Origin of the sequence: Pseudarthrobacter sp. NKDBFgelt (assembly GCF_046097905.1) — a bacterium.
In the GTDB taxonomy this organism is placed as follows: Bacteria; Actinomycetota; Actinomycetes; order Actinomycetales; family Micrococcaceae; genus Arthrobacter; species Arthrobacter polychromogenes.
Window position 1 is genome coordinate 1 of sequence record NZ_JBJURL010000033.1, and the last position, 13,900, is coordinate 13,900.

Here is a 13,900-nt window from a genome sequence, read left to right on the forward strand (position 1 = left end):
GGCGTCCTGACCGGCAGCGGCCATCCGCACTGGGCGATGGCGGCCGCTGCTGTGCCGCTCGCGGGCGCTGACCTCCCCAGCAGCGTCCGGCGCGGCATCCACCGCATCGTGGGAACGTTCCTGGGGCTGGCGATGACCGCCGTCGTCATCCTTCCCGTTCCGTGGTCCCTGGCGGGCCTCTTCCCCGGCGGGCAGGCCGTGGTGCTGGCCCTCCTGGTGATCCTCTTCCAGTTCACCACCGAGCTCTTCATGACCCGCCACTACGGCCTGGCCATGGTTTCCTTTACGCCCGTGATCCTGCTGATGACACAGCTTGCCCACCCCATTGATCCCGCGGTCCTGATCCTGGAGCGCGGCGTGGAGACCCTGGTAGGGGCGCTTGTGGGGATCGCAGTAGTGGTGGCTGTCCGGCGGGCGGGGACCCGGACGCCGGCCGCCCTACTGGGGCGTGCGCGCATCCTTCGGCTTCCGCGCAGGCCCCGCCACTAGCCTTGCCGGTGCGATCCGTGCCACGGCCGCCACCACCTTGTATCGCCTGGACGGGATGGAAACTGCCCTGCCCCGCGCGTTGTCCGCCAGGCCCTCACGCACCACCCGCCCGGCGTGCAACCAGGCCCACGACGGCGCCACGGACTTGTCCATCCCCATCCGGTCGTGGAACTCCGTGTGGGTGAAGCCTGGGCAGACGGCAGTGACCTTGATGCCCTGCCTGCCGTACGCGAGGTTCGCCCACCTGCTGAAACTCACCAGCCAGGCCTTGGCAGCAGAGTACGTTCCCCGCGGGAGGAAGGCCGCAATGCTGGCCACGTTGATGATCCGGCCGGAGCGGCGCTCCAGCATCCCCTTCAAGGCTGCGTGGGTCAGCTCCATGGCCGTTTCCCCGTGCAGCTTCAGGTGCTTTTTCTCCTCCGAGATGGGGTTGTCCTCGAAGTTGTGCAGCAACCCGATCCCGGCGTTGTTCACCAGGATTTCCACCGGCCGCTGCGGATCGGACAGGCGTCCGACGACGGCTGCCACGCCGTCGTCGGACGCCAGGTCCGCCGGGAGTACTTCAGCCGTGACCCCGTAATGCCGCTCCAGCTCCGCCGCGGATTCCTCGAGGCGGGCCCGGTTCCGTGCCACCAGCACCACGTTGTGGCCCTGCGAGGCGAGCTGCCGGGCGAACTCGGCTCCCAGCCCGGCACTGGCTCCGGTGATAAGGGCGGTGGTCCTGGCTGTTACATCGGAAGTTTCTGGGGTCATGGGGAAAGCCTAGCCAGATCCCTCCTCCGTGGCCTGCGTTGCGCGGAACCTGGCAAGGGGGTTGGCCAGCCGGCCGGCCATCTGGAGCCCTCCGGAGGGGTCGGTGAGGTCCAGCATCTGCTGGTTGTTGCGGAGCTGGAGCCGGTTGAGGCAGGACAGTTCGAAGTCCGCCGCGAAAAGGTCATGGCGGGCGAACTGGGCTGCGAGTTCGGGATGCCGGGCCTGGTAGTCCTTGATGGCCTCCGCGGCCGTCCGCCAGAAGCCCTCCTGGGGCAGGATGCCCTCCTCTTCCAGGAGGGCAGCCAGGAAGCGGAAGATGCAGTCGAAGACATCCGTGAAGATGGCCAGGACCCTCTCGCCGTCCGGGATGTCCACCTTGATCCGGGAGACGTCCCCGGGGAGGTCCACCCTGTCCCCCATCACCACGATCTCCTCGGCAATGTCCTTCATGATTGCCCTGACGGGGACTCCGTCCTCAAGCACCAGGATCACGTTTTCGCCGTGCGGCATGAAGGCCAGTTCGTACCGGTAGAGGCAGTGGACCAGCGGAACGAGGTAGGCCTCGAAGTAGCGGCGCAGCCACTCCTCCGGTCTGAGGCCGGAGCGCGCCACCAGGGCTGCCGCCATGGGCGTGCCGGCGGAGTCGGTGTGCAGGAGCGAGGCCATGGTGGCCAGTTGCTGTCCGTCCGCCAGAAGCGGCAGCGGGCTTTCGCGCCAGAGTGCGGAGAGCATCTTGCGGTAGGGGGACCCGGGCGCGGACCCGGCCTCGTAGTAACCGTTGTGATAGCCGATGGCTGCCACCTCGCCGATCATGGTGAAGCCGCGCCGCTGCAGCGCGCCGTCCGCCTCGATCAGGTTCCGCAGCCACTCGTTGATGGCCGGCGTGGCTTTCATGTACTGCGGCGACAGGCCGCGCATGAAGCCCATGTTGAGCACTGACATTGCGGTCTTGACGTAGGTCCGCTCCGGCACAGTGACATTGAAGAACGTGCGGATGGACTGCTGTGCCTGGTAGCTGTCAGTCCCGGTTCCCACCTGCACAATGCGTTGCAGGGCAATCTCCGCGGCGAAGGTGACAGCCAGTTTGTTTTCCCACTGCCATGGGTGGACCGGCATCAGGAAGTACAGGTCCGGGTCCAGGCCCATCGCGTGGAGCCGGGCGTGGAAGGTGCCCAGGAGGGGGCCAAGTTCGGCGTCCAGGTGGGCCCGGTAGTCCAGTCCTTCGGCGGAGGTGAAGACGGCGCTGCTCCGGTGCACGGCGATCCATTTCAGCAGGACCGGGGCGCCGGTTTCCGGGGCGAAGGCGTGGTAGTCGCTGATGCCGAAGCCCAGGCGCCCGTTGTTGGCAACGAAGCATGGGTGGCCTTCCGTCATGCTGCGCTCGATGGCCTGGAAGTCTGCCGCCGGGTTGCGCCCGCCGGTGATGCCGGCCGCCAGTTCGGCCGACGACGGCTGGCCAGCCCATTGCTTGTACGCCTGGCTTGCCAGGGTGCTGCTAATCTCCTCCAGGTAGACGGGCAGCATCTGGATGTTGATGCCAAGGGTTTCATGGAACGCGGTGACGAACTCCAGCACGTCCAGCGGCGCTTCGGTGCCGTCCCGGAAATGCCTGATGGAATCAGCGTCGATGGACCAGTGCTCCAGTTCCAGGAGCCGGGCGTCGAAGTGGTACTGGTGCGTGCCGTCGCCGCTGGCAAGCCGGTAGCTGCCGCGTCCGTTCACCGGTTCGGGGACGAGGATCCGCTCGTGGGAATACTCGGCGAGCGCCTTGCGCAACAGGTGCCGGTTCGCCCTGGCCCAGGCCTCTGCCGTGAGGTGCGGGACGGGGGCGGCTGGCTGGGCGGCGGGGGTGGTGGTTGGTTCGAGCTGGATGGTCACAGTGATGCTCCCTGGGGGATCAGCGGGCGGGACGGGATGGCGGAAAAGGTGGTGCCCTGCAGGGCGGTGCGGGCGGCGAGGTAGTCGGACCTGCAGCAGAAGCTCAACAGCGCTTCCTTGTCCGGAAGGGGCACCACGCCTGCAGGCCGGAAGCCCAGCCGTTCGTTGAGGGCATGGATTTTGGTGTTCCGCGCATCCGGTTCCACCACGATGCGCTCCACCCCGGGCACGCTGAACAGGCGGGCCAGGACGGCATCCATCACCGCTGCGGTGTAGCCGGGTTCAGGACCTTCCGACGGCGGCGCCACCAGCAGGTGCATCCCCACGTCACCGGGCAGGACGGGATAAACGGCTGCCAGCGGCGAGAAGGCCGGCTGGTATTCCTCCATCAGGAAAGCGGGCGTGCCGCGGTCGAGCCCCAGCAGGGCGTGGTGGTGGCCGCTGGACTGGATCTTTGCGTACTCCAGGGCCACGTCTTCCACGGTGGCGGAGAGCATGCCCCAAAACGAGGCGTAGGGCCGGGCCACCCAGCTGTGCAGGAGTGCGGCGTCGGCTGCGGCATCGAGGCAGCGGAACGAGAACCTCATGCAGGCACCCCCGCCCCGATGCCAGCGGCTGCGGTGCCGGAAACTGCCGTGCCGGAAACTGCCGTGCCGGAAACTGCGGTGCCGGAAACTGCGGTGTTCCCGGGTCGGCTGGGGGGATGCCCCACGCCGCGGGCTGCCGGGTCCGCGGGTGCCCCGAACTGCTGGAAGGCGATGCTCTCCTCCACCGGGTACACCTCCCGGCCGGTGATTTCCCGCAGGATGCAGGAGTTGCGGTATGCGCCCATCCCCAGGTCCGGGGTGGCGAAGCCATGGGTGTGCAGTTCGGCGTTCTGGACGAAGATTTCCCCGGGCTGGACGCCGGTGCTGTAGTTCCGGTCCACCGCGAACCTGCCGGCACTGTCCCGGGCGATGCGGTCCCGCACGCCTGCCAGGAATCCCGGCTCCCGGTAGCCGTATCCCGTGGCGAGCACCACGGCGTCGGTGTCCAGGGTGTAGGAGCTGCCCTGTTCGTCGTGCCTCAGGTGCAGCGTGTGGTTTCCTGCCGCGGGGTTCCACTGGGCGGCGGTCAGGGACGAATGGGTCAGCAGCCGCGTATCCACCATGCCGGAGATGCTCCTGGTGTAGAGGAGGTCGTAGATGGCGTCGATCAGCTCCGAGTTGATGCCCTTGTAGAGATTCTTCTGGGTCTTGTTCAGGTGGTCGCGCTGGTGCTCCGGCAGGCCGTGGAAGTAGTCAACATATTCCGGGGACGTCATTTCCAGGGTCAGCTTGGTGTACTCCAGGGGAAAGAACCGGCCGGAGCGGGTGACCCAGTCCAACCGGTAGCCGTGGGCGTCCGCCTCCTGCAAAAGGTCATAGTAGATCTCCGCCGCGCTCTGGCCGCTGCCCAGGACGGTGATGCTGCGTTTCCCCTGCAGTTCCGACTTGCGGGCCAGATAGTCGGCGTTGTGGAAAGCCACTCCCCCGCTGCCCGCGGCAGCCTCCGCAATGATGCCCGCGGCGGCCTCCGGTACGTAGGGAGAGGTGCCGGTGCCCAGCACCAGCCGCCGCGCGTACAGCACCTCCTGCCCGCCCGGACCGGAGACGGCCAGCCGGTACACGCCGTCGTCGTACGCCACATCCAGCACAGCCGTGCCAAAACGGACGGCGGGCAGCTGCCCGGCAACCCACTGGCAGTACTGGTTGTATTCGGCCCGCAGCGGGTAGAAGTTTTCGCGGATGTAGAAGCGGTACAGCCGCCCGGTCTGCTTAAGGAAGTTCAAGAAGGAGTAGGGCGAGGTGGGGTCCGCCAGGGTGACCAGGTCCGCCATGAAGGGCACCTGGAGGTGGGCCGGTTCCAGCATCATTCCGGGGTGCCAGTCAAAGGAGTCCCGCCGTTCCACGAAGATGCCGTCTAGGCCTTCCACCGGCGCGGCCAGTGCCGCGAGGCCCAGGTTGAAGGGCCCGACGCCGATCGCCGCGAAGTCATGGATCCTGCCGTTGCCTGCCTTTCGCTTGTAGGTGGTGCTCATGCGGATACCTCGCTCTGCAGCAGTCCGGCGCCGGTGGTGCGGAGGAGCCCGATGATTCCGGCGATGTCCTCCAGCGTGGCTTCTGCGTTGAGCAGGGTGAATTTCAGGTAGTGGCGGCCACCTACCTTTGTTCCCGCCACAACCGCCTCTCCGGAGGCGAAGACGGCGGCGCGGATGGCCGGGTTGAGGGCATCGGCAGCGTCCTCGGACAGCCGCTCCCCGCTTTCCAGGCGCGGCCGGTAGCGGAACACGAGGGTGCTGAGCTGCGGCGGTGCGGCCAGGTCAAAGTCGTCGTCGGCAGCGAGGAGCGAGCCCACGCGGGCGGCCAGGTCGATGGCTTCGTCAAACAGGGCGCCAATGGCGTCCGCTCCCATGATCCGCAGGGTGAGCCAGAGTTTCAGGGCGTCGAACCGGCGGGTGGTCTGGATGCTTTTGTCCACCTGGTTGGGGATCTCGGCCAGGGCCGCGCTTTCCGGATTCAGGTAATCCGCGTAGTAGGTGATGTGGCGCAGCATGGCCCGGTCCCGAACCAGCAGCGCGCTGGAACTGACCGGCTGGAAGAAGGTCTTATGGAAGTCCACGGTGACCGAGTCCGCCAGCCGCGTTCCGTCGAGGAGGCGGCGGTACCGGCCGGAGACCATCAGCCCGCCCCCGTAGGCGGCGTCGATGTGGAACCACGCACCGTATGCCCTGGCGAGGGCGGCGGTTTCCGTGAGCGGGTCCACCGCGCCGAAGTCCGTGGTTCCGGCGGTGGCCACCACTGCCATGGGAACCAGGCCGGCGCCGCGTGCGTCCGCCATTGCCTCGGCGAGGGCCGCGGGATCCATCCGGTGGTCAGGCGTGCACCGCACGGAAATGACGGCGTCGAACCCCAGGCCCAGCATGGCGGCCGACTTTTGGATGCTGAAGTGGCTGTCCGCCGAGGTGAAGATCCGCAGGGAGTCCAGCAGCGCCGGCAGGCGGAGGCCCGCGCGTGCCGGGTCCTGCCGGAGGCCGGCCACTGCGTGGTTGCGGGCGATCAGCAGTGCCTGGAGGTTGGACTGGCTGCCGCCGGAGGTGAAGATGCCGTCCGCACCGCCGCCGAGGTGCAGCCGTTCGGCCGCCCAGTCGATGAGCCGGCGCTCGATCATGGTGGCACCGGCACTTTGGTCCCACGTGTCCAGGGAGGAATTCACCGCCGACAGGACAGCCTCCCCCACCAGGGCCGGAATCACCACGGGGCAGTTCAGGTGCGCCGCGTACTTGGGATCGTGGAAGTAGATGGCATCGCGCAGGTACACGTCCTCGAGTTCCTGCAGCGCGGCTGCCGTATCCGGCAGCGGGGCGTCCAGGTCTACGGCGCCTACCCGGGCCTTCATGCCGGCAGGGTCGACGCCGGTGAACGGCTGGGCGGTCCGCTCCAGTTTGGTGGCCACGGCCGTGACGCCCTGCAGCACCTGGGCGACATAGCGGGGTGCGTTGCGGGCGTTGAGGAGGTGGTTTGTGGCGGCCAGGGCCAGTTCAACGCGGGAGCCAAAGTCCTGGCCCGGCGCCAGTGGGCCCGGTCCTGCCGCGGGGTTGGCTGGCTTATCCAAATCTGTCTCGTCAAGGCGGGGCATCAGCGGCACTGGTCGTCCTTCTGTCGGGAATCACGGAAAATAACAAAGGACAGCCTTACTTAGGCAACCCTTTTAATCAAACTTCTATGATGTATTTCCCCAAAATGTGGGACTGCGCCGTATTTTGCACCTCTGGAGCCGCCATTGACTGGCGGCGAGGGGTAAATCTGCTGCAAAATTGCCTGCCGTCGGTCCGGTCGCATGACAAGACGGGCATGACCCACCGGGCCTAGGCTTGGCACAGGGGCGGCCGGACCGGGCTGCGCGGCAATCAGGGGGAAGCATGGAGCAGGGACCAGCAGGCGCAATCGGCTTCAGGGAAGTGGACCGGGACGGCAACCCCGTCCGGGGTGAAGCCACCGATACGAGCGAGGAAGACTATGGCAGGGGCCGCAGCCTGGCCATCAATCCCTTCATTGCCGCCCTGTGGATCCTCACGATCGCCCTCATCGGCGGCGGCGCCTGGGTGTTCCTCAACGCGAACGCCATGGTGGGCCCCTCCGCGGGAGGAATGCCAACATCTTTCCTTGTTTTCACCTTTGCCCCCTACGCGATTTTCGCAGGCCTTGCGGCGCTGATCTGCCTGTTGTTCTGGCATGCGCTGCAGTGGCAGCGCCGGCGTCACTAAGGGGCGCATTCACAACCGGCGGGACCCGCCAGTCCGGGCGCACCGAGCGGCAGCAGGATGCACTGGACCACACGCGGATTTGCCCGGATATTAGTAAGCATGCTTAGGTATTGGGGTAAATGAACCTCCGCAAGCAGTTCGCGGCGGGGCTGCCAACGCCGGCGGTTCCGTGAAGAAGCCCAAGGATGACCCATCATGACCACCGTTGCAGACCACCAGCTTACGGCGCCCGACGTGACCGGCGTACGGGCAGATATTCCGCTGGACGCCACCGCGCCCGCGGACATGGGGCTGCTGCTCACGCTTAGCTCCCGCATGCATTGCCGTGCTCCGATGCAGCGGGTGGATCCGGAAGAAATGCCTGTCCGGCTGCCCGTCCACGTGGACGGAACCACAGTGGGCCCGCTGGGTACCGGCCCGGTGTCCGAGCACGTGGAGACCTACCGGTGCGCTTGTGGTTTCACCATCGACGCACCCGTCCTCAGCGGGCACGCCCTGGCCAGCTGACTGCTGCCCCAGCAAGCCGCGGCAGGATCTTTTGCCGGCACGTCCGGTGTGGGCAACTGCTCAGAAGGCTGCCCGTGCAGTCCGCGGATCAGCTGTCCGGCCAGTCAACGAACTGTTCGTACCCCTCATGCTTCCGTAAGTAGGCTGCGATGAAGGGGCAATGGGGAATGATCCGTTTGCCGGTGGCCACAACGTCGTCGAGCGCGAAGTGGGCCAGCACCTTTCCCAGGCCCTGGCCTTCGAAGCCCTCTGTGGTTTCCGTGTGGCTGAAGTCGATGTGTCCGGGCTTGTCCTTGAAGAAGGTCTGCACAGCCAGTTTCCCGTCCACCCGCAGCTCATACCGGTGGTCTGCATCGTTGCGTGCCAGTGAAACGTCAGGGCTGAACTGGTCTTCGGTGGACGTCATGTTCTCGGTCATGGTTCGACAGTGGCACTACTTCACTCGGCTGGCAATGCCTCTTCCCCCGCTGTCATTTAATGGCCGTGGAGCCGTCCGGGCGGAAGGGGCGCCGCACCCCCGCGCGGGAACGCCATGGGCGCAGGTTAGGGAGTGGTCCGGGAGGGCCCGTCGGGTATTAGACAGCGAGTGCAGCCGCCCCCAGCACGACGGCGAGCAGCGGTGTGGCCCCCTGGGTTGCGGCAGCGCGGAGGTACTTCCTGCCGGTCAGGGCCAGGACAAGCGCGGCCAGCAGCATGGAGCCGCAGCAACTGAAGATTAGGGTCCAGCCTGCCGTTGCAAGGACCGGGTCCTCCGGTGCCAGCGCCACGAACCCTGCTCCCACAAAAGCTCCCAACGCCAGGAACAAATTATAGAAACCCTGGTTATAGGCAAGTGGCCTGGTGGTCTCCGCGTCGGCCTGGGTGGCCACACCGAAGCGCTTCCAGGTGGCCGGACTGGTCCAGGTGACGGACTCCATGGTGAAGATATAGACGTGGAGGGCACCAGCCAGGAGGGCAAAAAAGAGGGAGGCCAGGATCATGGGTTTGATCCTAGCCTCCCTCTCCCGGAGTTTTTGTCCACGTATGCAGGCCTCAGGCGGGTTCAACCCTGCACAGCTGGACAAAAACCCGAGTGAACGTCAGCGCGTGAGCGTCGCCAGCGTTTTGGCAGCGAAGGTGCGGGCCGAGCTGTTCCAGTGGCCCAGGAGCCCCTGGAGGTTTTCGCCGTCGGACCGGTGCCCCGGCAACTGGTCCTGCAGCGTGGCCAGCACCCCGGTGCGGAGCTCGGTGTTGAAGTTGACCTTGCCAACATTCATGGCCGCTGCCTTAACCAGCTCCTCCGCGGGAATCCCCGAGGCACCATGCAGCACCAGCGGAATGTGGGTCCGCACCGCGATGTCCTGCAGGACGTCCCAGCGCAGCTGCGGCTCCCCCTTGTACTTGCCATGCACGTTCCCCACCGCCACAGCGAGCAGTTCCGCGCCGGTCCGGGACACAAAGTCCTCCACCAGCGCCGAATCCGTCAGCCCGGCCACGGCCACACCGGACTGGTCCGCACCAAAGGCGCGGTCCTCGTCTCCGGCGAGGCCGCCAAGCTCGGCTTCAAGCACAACGTCCGGGCCCAGCAACGCCCGGGCACCACGGACCAGCGCGATGTTGTCCTCGTAAGGCAGCGCGGAGCCGTCGGCGAGGACGGAGTCCGCCCCTGCCGCGACGGCGTCGGCCATCACCTGAAGGTCCGTTGCGTGGTCAAGCTGCACAGACACGGGCACGGATGCAGCATCAGCGAGGCCACGGAGGGCTCCGATGAGGCGCAGGCCGTTGGGCTTTGCGGCAGTCTTGGGAGCCACCAGCAGGATGGCGCCGCGGCCTGCCTCCTCCGCTGCGGCCACCACTGCCATGGCCGTGGTGAAGTCGTAGCAGGTGAAGGCCGGGACGGCGGAGCCTCGCTGGAGGGCTGAGGTGACCAGGTGGTCGAGTCGGGTGCGCATCAGACGCCCAGGCCTCCCACGAGGATCCAGGCCAGGAAGGTCAGCGCGAAACCGGCCAGGCCCAGGATGGTGGTGAGCACGGTCCAGGTCTTCAGGCCGTCAGCCACGGACAGCCCCAGGTACCGGGTCACGATCCAGAAGCCGGAGTCGTTGACGTGGCTGAGTCCGAACGCGCCGAACCCGATGGCAATCAGGATCAGGGCCGTCTGGATGGGTGAGAACCCGCCGTCGGCAACGGAGGCTGCCAGCAGGCCGGAGGTGGTGATGATCGCAACGGTGGCGGAACCCTGGGAAGCGCGCAGGATGGCGGCGAGGATGAACGCCATAACGATGACCGGAAGGCCTGCGGTCTGCAGCCCTTCGGCGAGGGCCTTGCCGATGCCGGAGACCGTGAGGACCTTGCCGAAGACGCCGCCCGCACCGGTGACAAGGATGACGATGGCGGTGGGAGCCAAGGCTGAGTCCATGACTTCACCGGTGTGCTGGGAGGACCAGCCGCGGCGGATTCCCAGGAAGTAGTACGCCAGGCCGAGGGCCGTGAGCAGGGCGATCAGCGGGGCGCCAACGAAGGCGGCGAGCTGGGCGGGGAAGGAGTCCTTGGGCAGGACGACCGCGCCGACGGTGCCAACCATGATCATCAGGATGGGCAGGACGATGAGCGTGATGATCATGGCCGGGCTGGGGGCCGTCTTCACCTGGTTCCTGACAGCCACGGAGGAGGTCCCCTGGGCGGCTTCCTGTTCAACCTGGGACGTGCCGGTGCCAAAGAGGCGGAACTGCTCGGCGGTGGCGGGAAGCATGGAGAAATCGCGGCGGTTCAGCCTGCGGGCAACGAAGTAGCCCAGGACGCCGACGGGAACGCACAGTACGAGGCCCAGGATGGTGGTCCAGCCGATATCCGCGCCGAGGATGCCGGCGCCGCCCACCACGCCGGGGTGCGGCGGGACAACAACGTGGATGGCGAGCATGATGGCGCCCACCGGAAGGCCGATCTTGACGGGGTTGACGCCGGCGGCCTTTGCGAAGCCGTAGATGATGGGAATCAGGATGATGAATCCGACGTCGAAGAAGACGGGGATGGCCAGCAGGAAGGCTGCGGCAGTCAATGCGGCGATGACCCGGCGGGGGCCGAGCAGCTGCGTGAACTTGCCCGCCAGCGACTGTGCGCCGCCGGAAATCTCGATCATCTTGCCGAGCATGGCTCCAAGGCCAACCAGGATGGCCACGGACCCAAGGGTTCCGCCCATGCCTTCCGTGACGGTTTTGATGATGTCCGGCAGCGGAATGCCCGCCACCAGGGCAACGGCGACGCTGACCACCAGAAGGGCGAGGAAGGCGGGGATTTTGAACTTGATGACGGCCACGAGCAACAGGGCGACGCCCGCTGCTGCTATGGCCAGGAGAGCTAATGCGCTCATCGTGTGTCTCCTTTGACATCGCCAGTTAAGACTGGCGAGGTGGTTTTTCTTGGGGGAATGCTAGGGGAATGCTGGGGAACGGCAGGGAGGGTGCGACGACGGCGGAGGGGGGACCGCCGCCGTCGCACGTTTGGGGAGTTTTTGTCCAGATATGCAGGCTAAAAAGGCCTTTAGGTCGGCTTATCTGGACAAAAAATCCGGGAAGGTGGGGCTACTTTGTGCGCTTGCTGGGTGCGACGACTTTGATGACGGCGGAATCGTCGGCAGCGGCGAGGCCCTGGGCCTGGCCCAGGAGGTAGAGCTGCTCGGCGGCGGCGGCCACCGGGGCTGCCAGGCCCGCGGCGCGGGTAGCCTTGCCCACGATGCCCATGTCCTTGACGAAGATGTCCAGGCGGGACAGGACCTCGGCGCCTTCCTCGGTGTACGCCTCAAGGATGCGGGGGCCGCGGTTGGAGAGCATGAACGAACCTGCGGCGCCGGCCTCGAGGGCGGCGAGGGTCTTGGCCTGGTCCAGTCCCAGCGCGTCGGCGAGGGCCATGGCTTCTGCGGCAGCGGCAATGTGGACGCCGCAGAGCAGCTGGTTGACGGTCTTGAGGGCCTGTCCGTCGCCGGGCTTGTCGCCCACCACGGTCAGGGTTGAGGCCAGCAGTTCCAGCGCGGGGGCCGCTTTTTGGCGGGCTTCCGGGGAAGCGCCGACGACGATCAGCAGGTCGCCTTCGCCGGCGCGCTTCGGGCCGCCGGACAGCGGTGCGTCAACAAGCTCGACGCCGTATTCGGCCAGCTTCGCGACCGTTGCGGGGATGGCTTCGGTGCCAACGGTGCTGCCGAGAATGACGACGGCGCCCGGCTCCAGTACCGAGGCCACGCCGTTCTGGCCGAACAGGACATCATTGAGCTGCTCGCCGTTGCGGACGGCCAGGAGGACGGCGTCAGCGCCCTTGGCGGCCTCGCGGGCGGTGGCGAACGTGGCGATGCCGGCTTCTTCGGCGAGCTTCAGGCGGGGTTCGGCGATGTCGAAGCCGTTGACGGTCAGCTGGGACGCCAGGCGGGTGGCCATCGGCAGGCCCATGGCGCCGAGGCCCAGGACGGTGACGGTGTAGTTGCTGGTCATGGTGTTCTCCATTGAAATTTCTGCGGGCTGGCGCTGGTGGTTAGAAAGTGTTGCTGAGTTTGCGGGTCACGTCAGCGAGGGACTGGTCGTCGCCCACGTTGCCGGCGAAGACGATGTACGGGATGCCCTTGGCGGGGCCATCCACGGGCTCCCAGAGGGAGACGATGCCCGGCAGCATGGGGCCGCGGACAATGGCGTGGCGGATCTCAAGGCCGTGGGCGGCCACGTCCGAGGAAGTGATGCCGCCCTTGGCGATGACGAACCGGGGCGGGAAGGTCTTGAGTGTCCGGTTGACCACGGTGACGACGGCGGCGGACACTGTGCGGGCGATCCGCAGGCTTTCGGCGGGGTCGTCTGCCTTGATCAGCAGGCGGCTGGTGTGGACGATGACGTCGCCGCCGCGGAGGGCTTCGACGACGGTGTCCACGGTCCGGTCCAGGTGCGCTTCGGCGTCGTCAGGGGCACCGAGGAGCTTTTCGACGTCGATCTCAACGATGCGCGCGGCGCTGTGCTGGTCGGTGAGTGCCTTGAGCTGGCGGGTGGTGACGCCGACGTGGGAGCCGACGACGATGAGGCCCCCTGCCTCGGAGGGTGTGTTGCCTGCGTAGGCCTCGGCGCCGCTGAGTTCGGTGCGGATCTCCTGGCCGATCCGGGCACGACCGAACGGGGGGCCCACGCGGTAGAGCAGCTTCTTGCCGCGCCGTTCGGCTTCTTCGAGGCCGAGGGACAGGGCGCGGAGGTCGTTTTCGGTGACGATGTCCGCCACGATGGGGGTGGAATCGGTGGCCGCATCAATGGCGTCGGCGATGGCATGGGCACTAGCCTGCGGATCGGTGGAGGCGCGGATGATGTTCAGGTCCAGGACGATCACGGAGCCGGCTGCGAAGCGGCCCTGCGACTTCTCTTCAACGTAGTCGGCCATGACGGAGGTGCTGAAGCCGAAGGTGGCGTCCTTGGCGAATTCCGTCTCGGACACGGGGGTGAGCGTGCCGGCCTCCGCGCCCGTGCCGCGCATGTAGTGGACGCCGCCGATGGTGACCCGTCCGGCGTCGGGGAAGGCTGGAACCAGGACCACGCCGTCGGTCTTTTCTCCGCTGACGTCCGCCACCGTTGCGGCGATAACGTCCGGCTCCAGGGGGTAGTGGCCGCGGAGGGTGGAATCGCTGCGGCTGACAAACCCGAGGCGCAGTTCCTGGGGTGACCCTGCTGCCGCCAGGGCGTTGCGGACCACTTCCTCGTTGCGGGCGGCGGCCTCGGCCGGGTCCAGGCTGCGGGTGTTCGTGAGGACGTATACGGCAGGCTTGGACTGGCTGAAGGCCCAGATGAAGTCCGTTACTTCCCACTGGGTGAGCACGGGCAAATCCGAAACCGACTGGGTTCCGGTGGGATCGTCGTCGAGCACTACCAGGACCCGCGGGGTCTCCGCATTGGAGGCGGCCAGGGTGCTGGCCACCAGTTCGGCGGGAATCCGGACCTCGGCCGGGTAGGCGGCCAGAACGTCTGCTTCAAGCGTCACGGTGCACTCCAT

14 protein-coding genes are annotated in these 13,900 nt (G+C 66.8%); 3 read left to right on the plus strand and 11 right to left on the minus strand.

The window, feature by feature from the left end:
- A partial coding sequence (locus tag ACKAE7_RS10605; RefSeq protein WP_408979125.1) for an FUSC family protein occupies positions 1–489 on the plus strand: 489 nt, incomplete at its 5' end.
- Here the strand turns inward: ACKAE7_RS10605 and ACKAE7_RS10610 are convergent.
- Genes ACKAE7_RS10610 through ACKAE7_RS10630 form a run of 5 tightly spaced genes read right to left on the minus strand, consistent with a single transcriptional unit; the run spans position 439 to position 6,777 of the window.
- Entirely contained in the window at positions 439–1,242 is an 804-nt protein-coding gene (locus ACKAE7_RS10610; RefSeq protein WP_344672561.1) for an SDR family oxidoreductase, read from the minus strand. The genes ACKAE7_RS10605 and ACKAE7_RS10610 overlap by 51 nt on opposite strands.
- 9 nt (positions 1,243–1,251) lie before the next feature.
- Positions 1,252–3,120 (minus strand): IucA/IucC family protein, encoded by a 1,869-nt coding sequence (locus tag ACKAE7_RS10615; protein WP_408979126.1) that lies wholly within the window; start codon positions 3,118–3,120, stop codon positions 1,252–1,254.
- Positions 3,117–3,707 carry a GNAT family N-acetyltransferase gene (locus tag ACKAE7_RS10620; protein WP_408979127.1) on the minus strand — a complete coding sequence of 197 codons (591 nt, stop codon included), beginning with the start codon at positions 3,705–3,707 and terminating at the stop codon, positions 3,117–3,119. The genes ACKAE7_RS10615 and ACKAE7_RS10620 overlap by 4 nt, the downstream gene beginning before the upstream one ends.
- Positions 3,704–5,179 carry a lysine N(6)-hydroxylase/L-ornithine N(5)-oxygenase family protein gene (locus ACKAE7_RS10625; protein ID WP_408979128.1) on the minus strand — a complete coding sequence of 492 codons (1,476 nt, stop codon included), beginning with the start codon at positions 5,177–5,179 and terminating at the stop codon, positions 3,704–3,706. Before ACKAE7_RS10625 ends, ACKAE7_RS10620 begins: the two co-directional genes overlap by 4 nt.
- On the minus strand, positions 5,176–6,777 hold the full coding sequence (locus ACKAE7_RS10630) for a pyridoxal-dependent decarboxylase (RefSeq protein ID WP_188810425.1): 1,602 nt from the start codon (positions 6,775–6,777) through the stop codon (positions 5,176–5,178). The genes ACKAE7_RS10625 and ACKAE7_RS10630 overlap by 4 nt, the downstream gene beginning before the upstream one ends.
- A 283-nt stretch (positions 6,778–7,060) precedes the next feature.
- Here ACKAE7_RS10630 and ACKAE7_RS10635 point away from each other — a divergent pair, with 283 nt between their 5' ends.
- Both ACKAE7_RS10635 and ACKAE7_RS10640 read left to right on the plus strand, forming a co-directional pair.
- Positions 7,061–7,405: a hypothetical protein gene (locus ACKAE7_RS10635; RefSeq protein WP_188810239.1), complete on the plus strand. Its 345-nt coding sequence runs from the start codon at positions 7,061–7,063 to the stop codon at positions 7,403–7,405.
- Between the two features lie 195 nt (positions 7,406–7,600).
- Complete coding sequence (locus tag ACKAE7_RS10640; RefSeq protein ID WP_408979129.1) at positions 7,601–7,912, plus strand: hypothetical protein; 312 nt, start codon at positions 7,601–7,603, stop codon at positions 7,910–7,912.
- Between the two features lie 88 nt (positions 7,913–8,000).
- Here the strand turns inward: ACKAE7_RS10640 and ACKAE7_RS10645 are convergent, their stop codons facing one another.
- From ACKAE7_RS10645 to ACKAE7_RS10670, 6 genes are all read right to left on the minus strand, one after another.
- The gene (locus ACKAE7_RS10645; protein ID WP_104185583.1) at positions 8,001–8,330 is read right to left on the minus strand and encodes a GNAT family N-acetyltransferase; all 330 of its coding nucleotides are present in this window, start codon (positions 8,328–8,330) and stop codon (positions 8,001–8,003) included.
- Positions 8,331–8,487: 157 nt separating this feature from the next.
- Complete coding sequence (locus tag ACKAE7_RS10650; protein ID WP_408979130.1) at positions 8,488–8,892, minus strand: DUF1304 domain-containing protein; 405 nt, start codon at positions 8,890–8,892, stop codon at positions 8,488–8,490.
- Positions 8,893–8,991: 99 nt separating this feature from the next.
- Positions 8,992–9,843: a class II fructose-bisphosphate aldolase gene (locus tag ACKAE7_RS10655; protein ID WP_408979131.1), complete on the minus strand. Its 852-nt coding sequence runs from the start codon at positions 9,841–9,843 to the stop codon at positions 8,992–8,994.
- Complete coding sequence (locus tag ACKAE7_RS10660; RefSeq protein WP_188810231.1) at positions 9,843–11,261, minus strand: GntP family transporter; 1,419 nt, start codon at positions 11,259–11,261, stop codon at positions 9,843–9,845. Before ACKAE7_RS10660 ends, ACKAE7_RS10655 begins: the two co-directional genes overlap by 1 nt.
- A 211-nt stretch (positions 11,262–11,472) precedes the next feature.
- The gene (locus ACKAE7_RS10665; RefSeq protein ID WP_190612903.1) at positions 11,473–12,372 is read right to left on the minus strand and encodes an NAD(P)-dependent oxidoreductase; all 900 of its coding nucleotides are present in this window, start codon (positions 12,370–12,372) and stop codon (positions 11,473–11,475) included.
- Positions 12,373–12,412: 40 nt separating this feature from the next.
- Positions 12,413–13,888: a four-carbon acid sugar kinase family protein gene (locus ACKAE7_RS10670; protein ID WP_408979132.1), complete on the minus strand. Its 1,476-nt coding sequence runs from the start codon at positions 13,886–13,888 to the stop codon at positions 12,413–12,415.
- Between the last annotated feature and the right edge of the window lie 12 nt (positions 13,889–13,900).

Coding starts and splice junctions, on each gene's coding strand:
- ACKAE7_RS10630 (WP_188810425.1), bottom strand. CDS start 6,777: ATGCCCCGCCTTGACGAGACAGATTTGGATAAGCCAGCCAACCCCGCG.
- ACKAE7_RS10640 (WP_408979129.1), top strand. CDS start 7,601: ATGACCACCGTTGCAGACCACCAGCTTACGGCGCCCGACGTGACCGGC.
- ACKAE7_RS10610 (WP_344672561.1), bottom strand. CDS start 1,242: ATGACCCCAGAAACTTCCGATGTAACAGCCAGGACCACCGCCCTTATC.
- ACKAE7_RS10625 (WP_408979128.1), bottom strand. CDS start 5,179: ATGAGCACCACCTACAAGCGAAAGGCAGGCAACGGCAGGATCCATGAC.
- ACKAE7_RS10665 (WP_190612903.1), bottom strand. CDS start 12,372: ATGACCAGCAACTACACCGTCACCGTCCTGGGCCTCGGCGCCATGGGC.
- ACKAE7_RS10660 (WP_188810231.1), bottom strand. CDS start 11,261: ATGAGCGCATTAGCTCTCCTGGCCATAGCAGCAGCGGGCGTCGCCCTG.
- ACKAE7_RS10620 (WP_408979127.1), bottom strand. CDS start 3,707: ATGAGGTTCTCGTTCCGCTGCCTCGATGCCGCAGCCGACGCCGCACTC.
- ACKAE7_RS10655 (WP_408979131.1), bottom strand. CDS start 9,843: ATGCGCACCCGACTCGACCACCTGGTCACCTCAGCCCTCCAGCGAGGC.
- ACKAE7_RS10645 (WP_104185583.1), bottom strand. CDS start 8,330: ATGACCGAGAACATGACGTCCACCGAAGACCAGTTCAGCCCTGACGTT.
- ACKAE7_RS10635 (WP_188810239.1), top strand. CDS start 7,061: ATGGAGCAGGGACCAGCAGGCGCAATCGGCTTCAGGGAAGTGGACCGG.
- ACKAE7_RS10650 (WP_408979130.1), bottom strand. CDS start 8,892: ATGATCCTGGCCTCCCTCTTTTTTGCCCTCCTGGCTGGTGCCCTCCAC.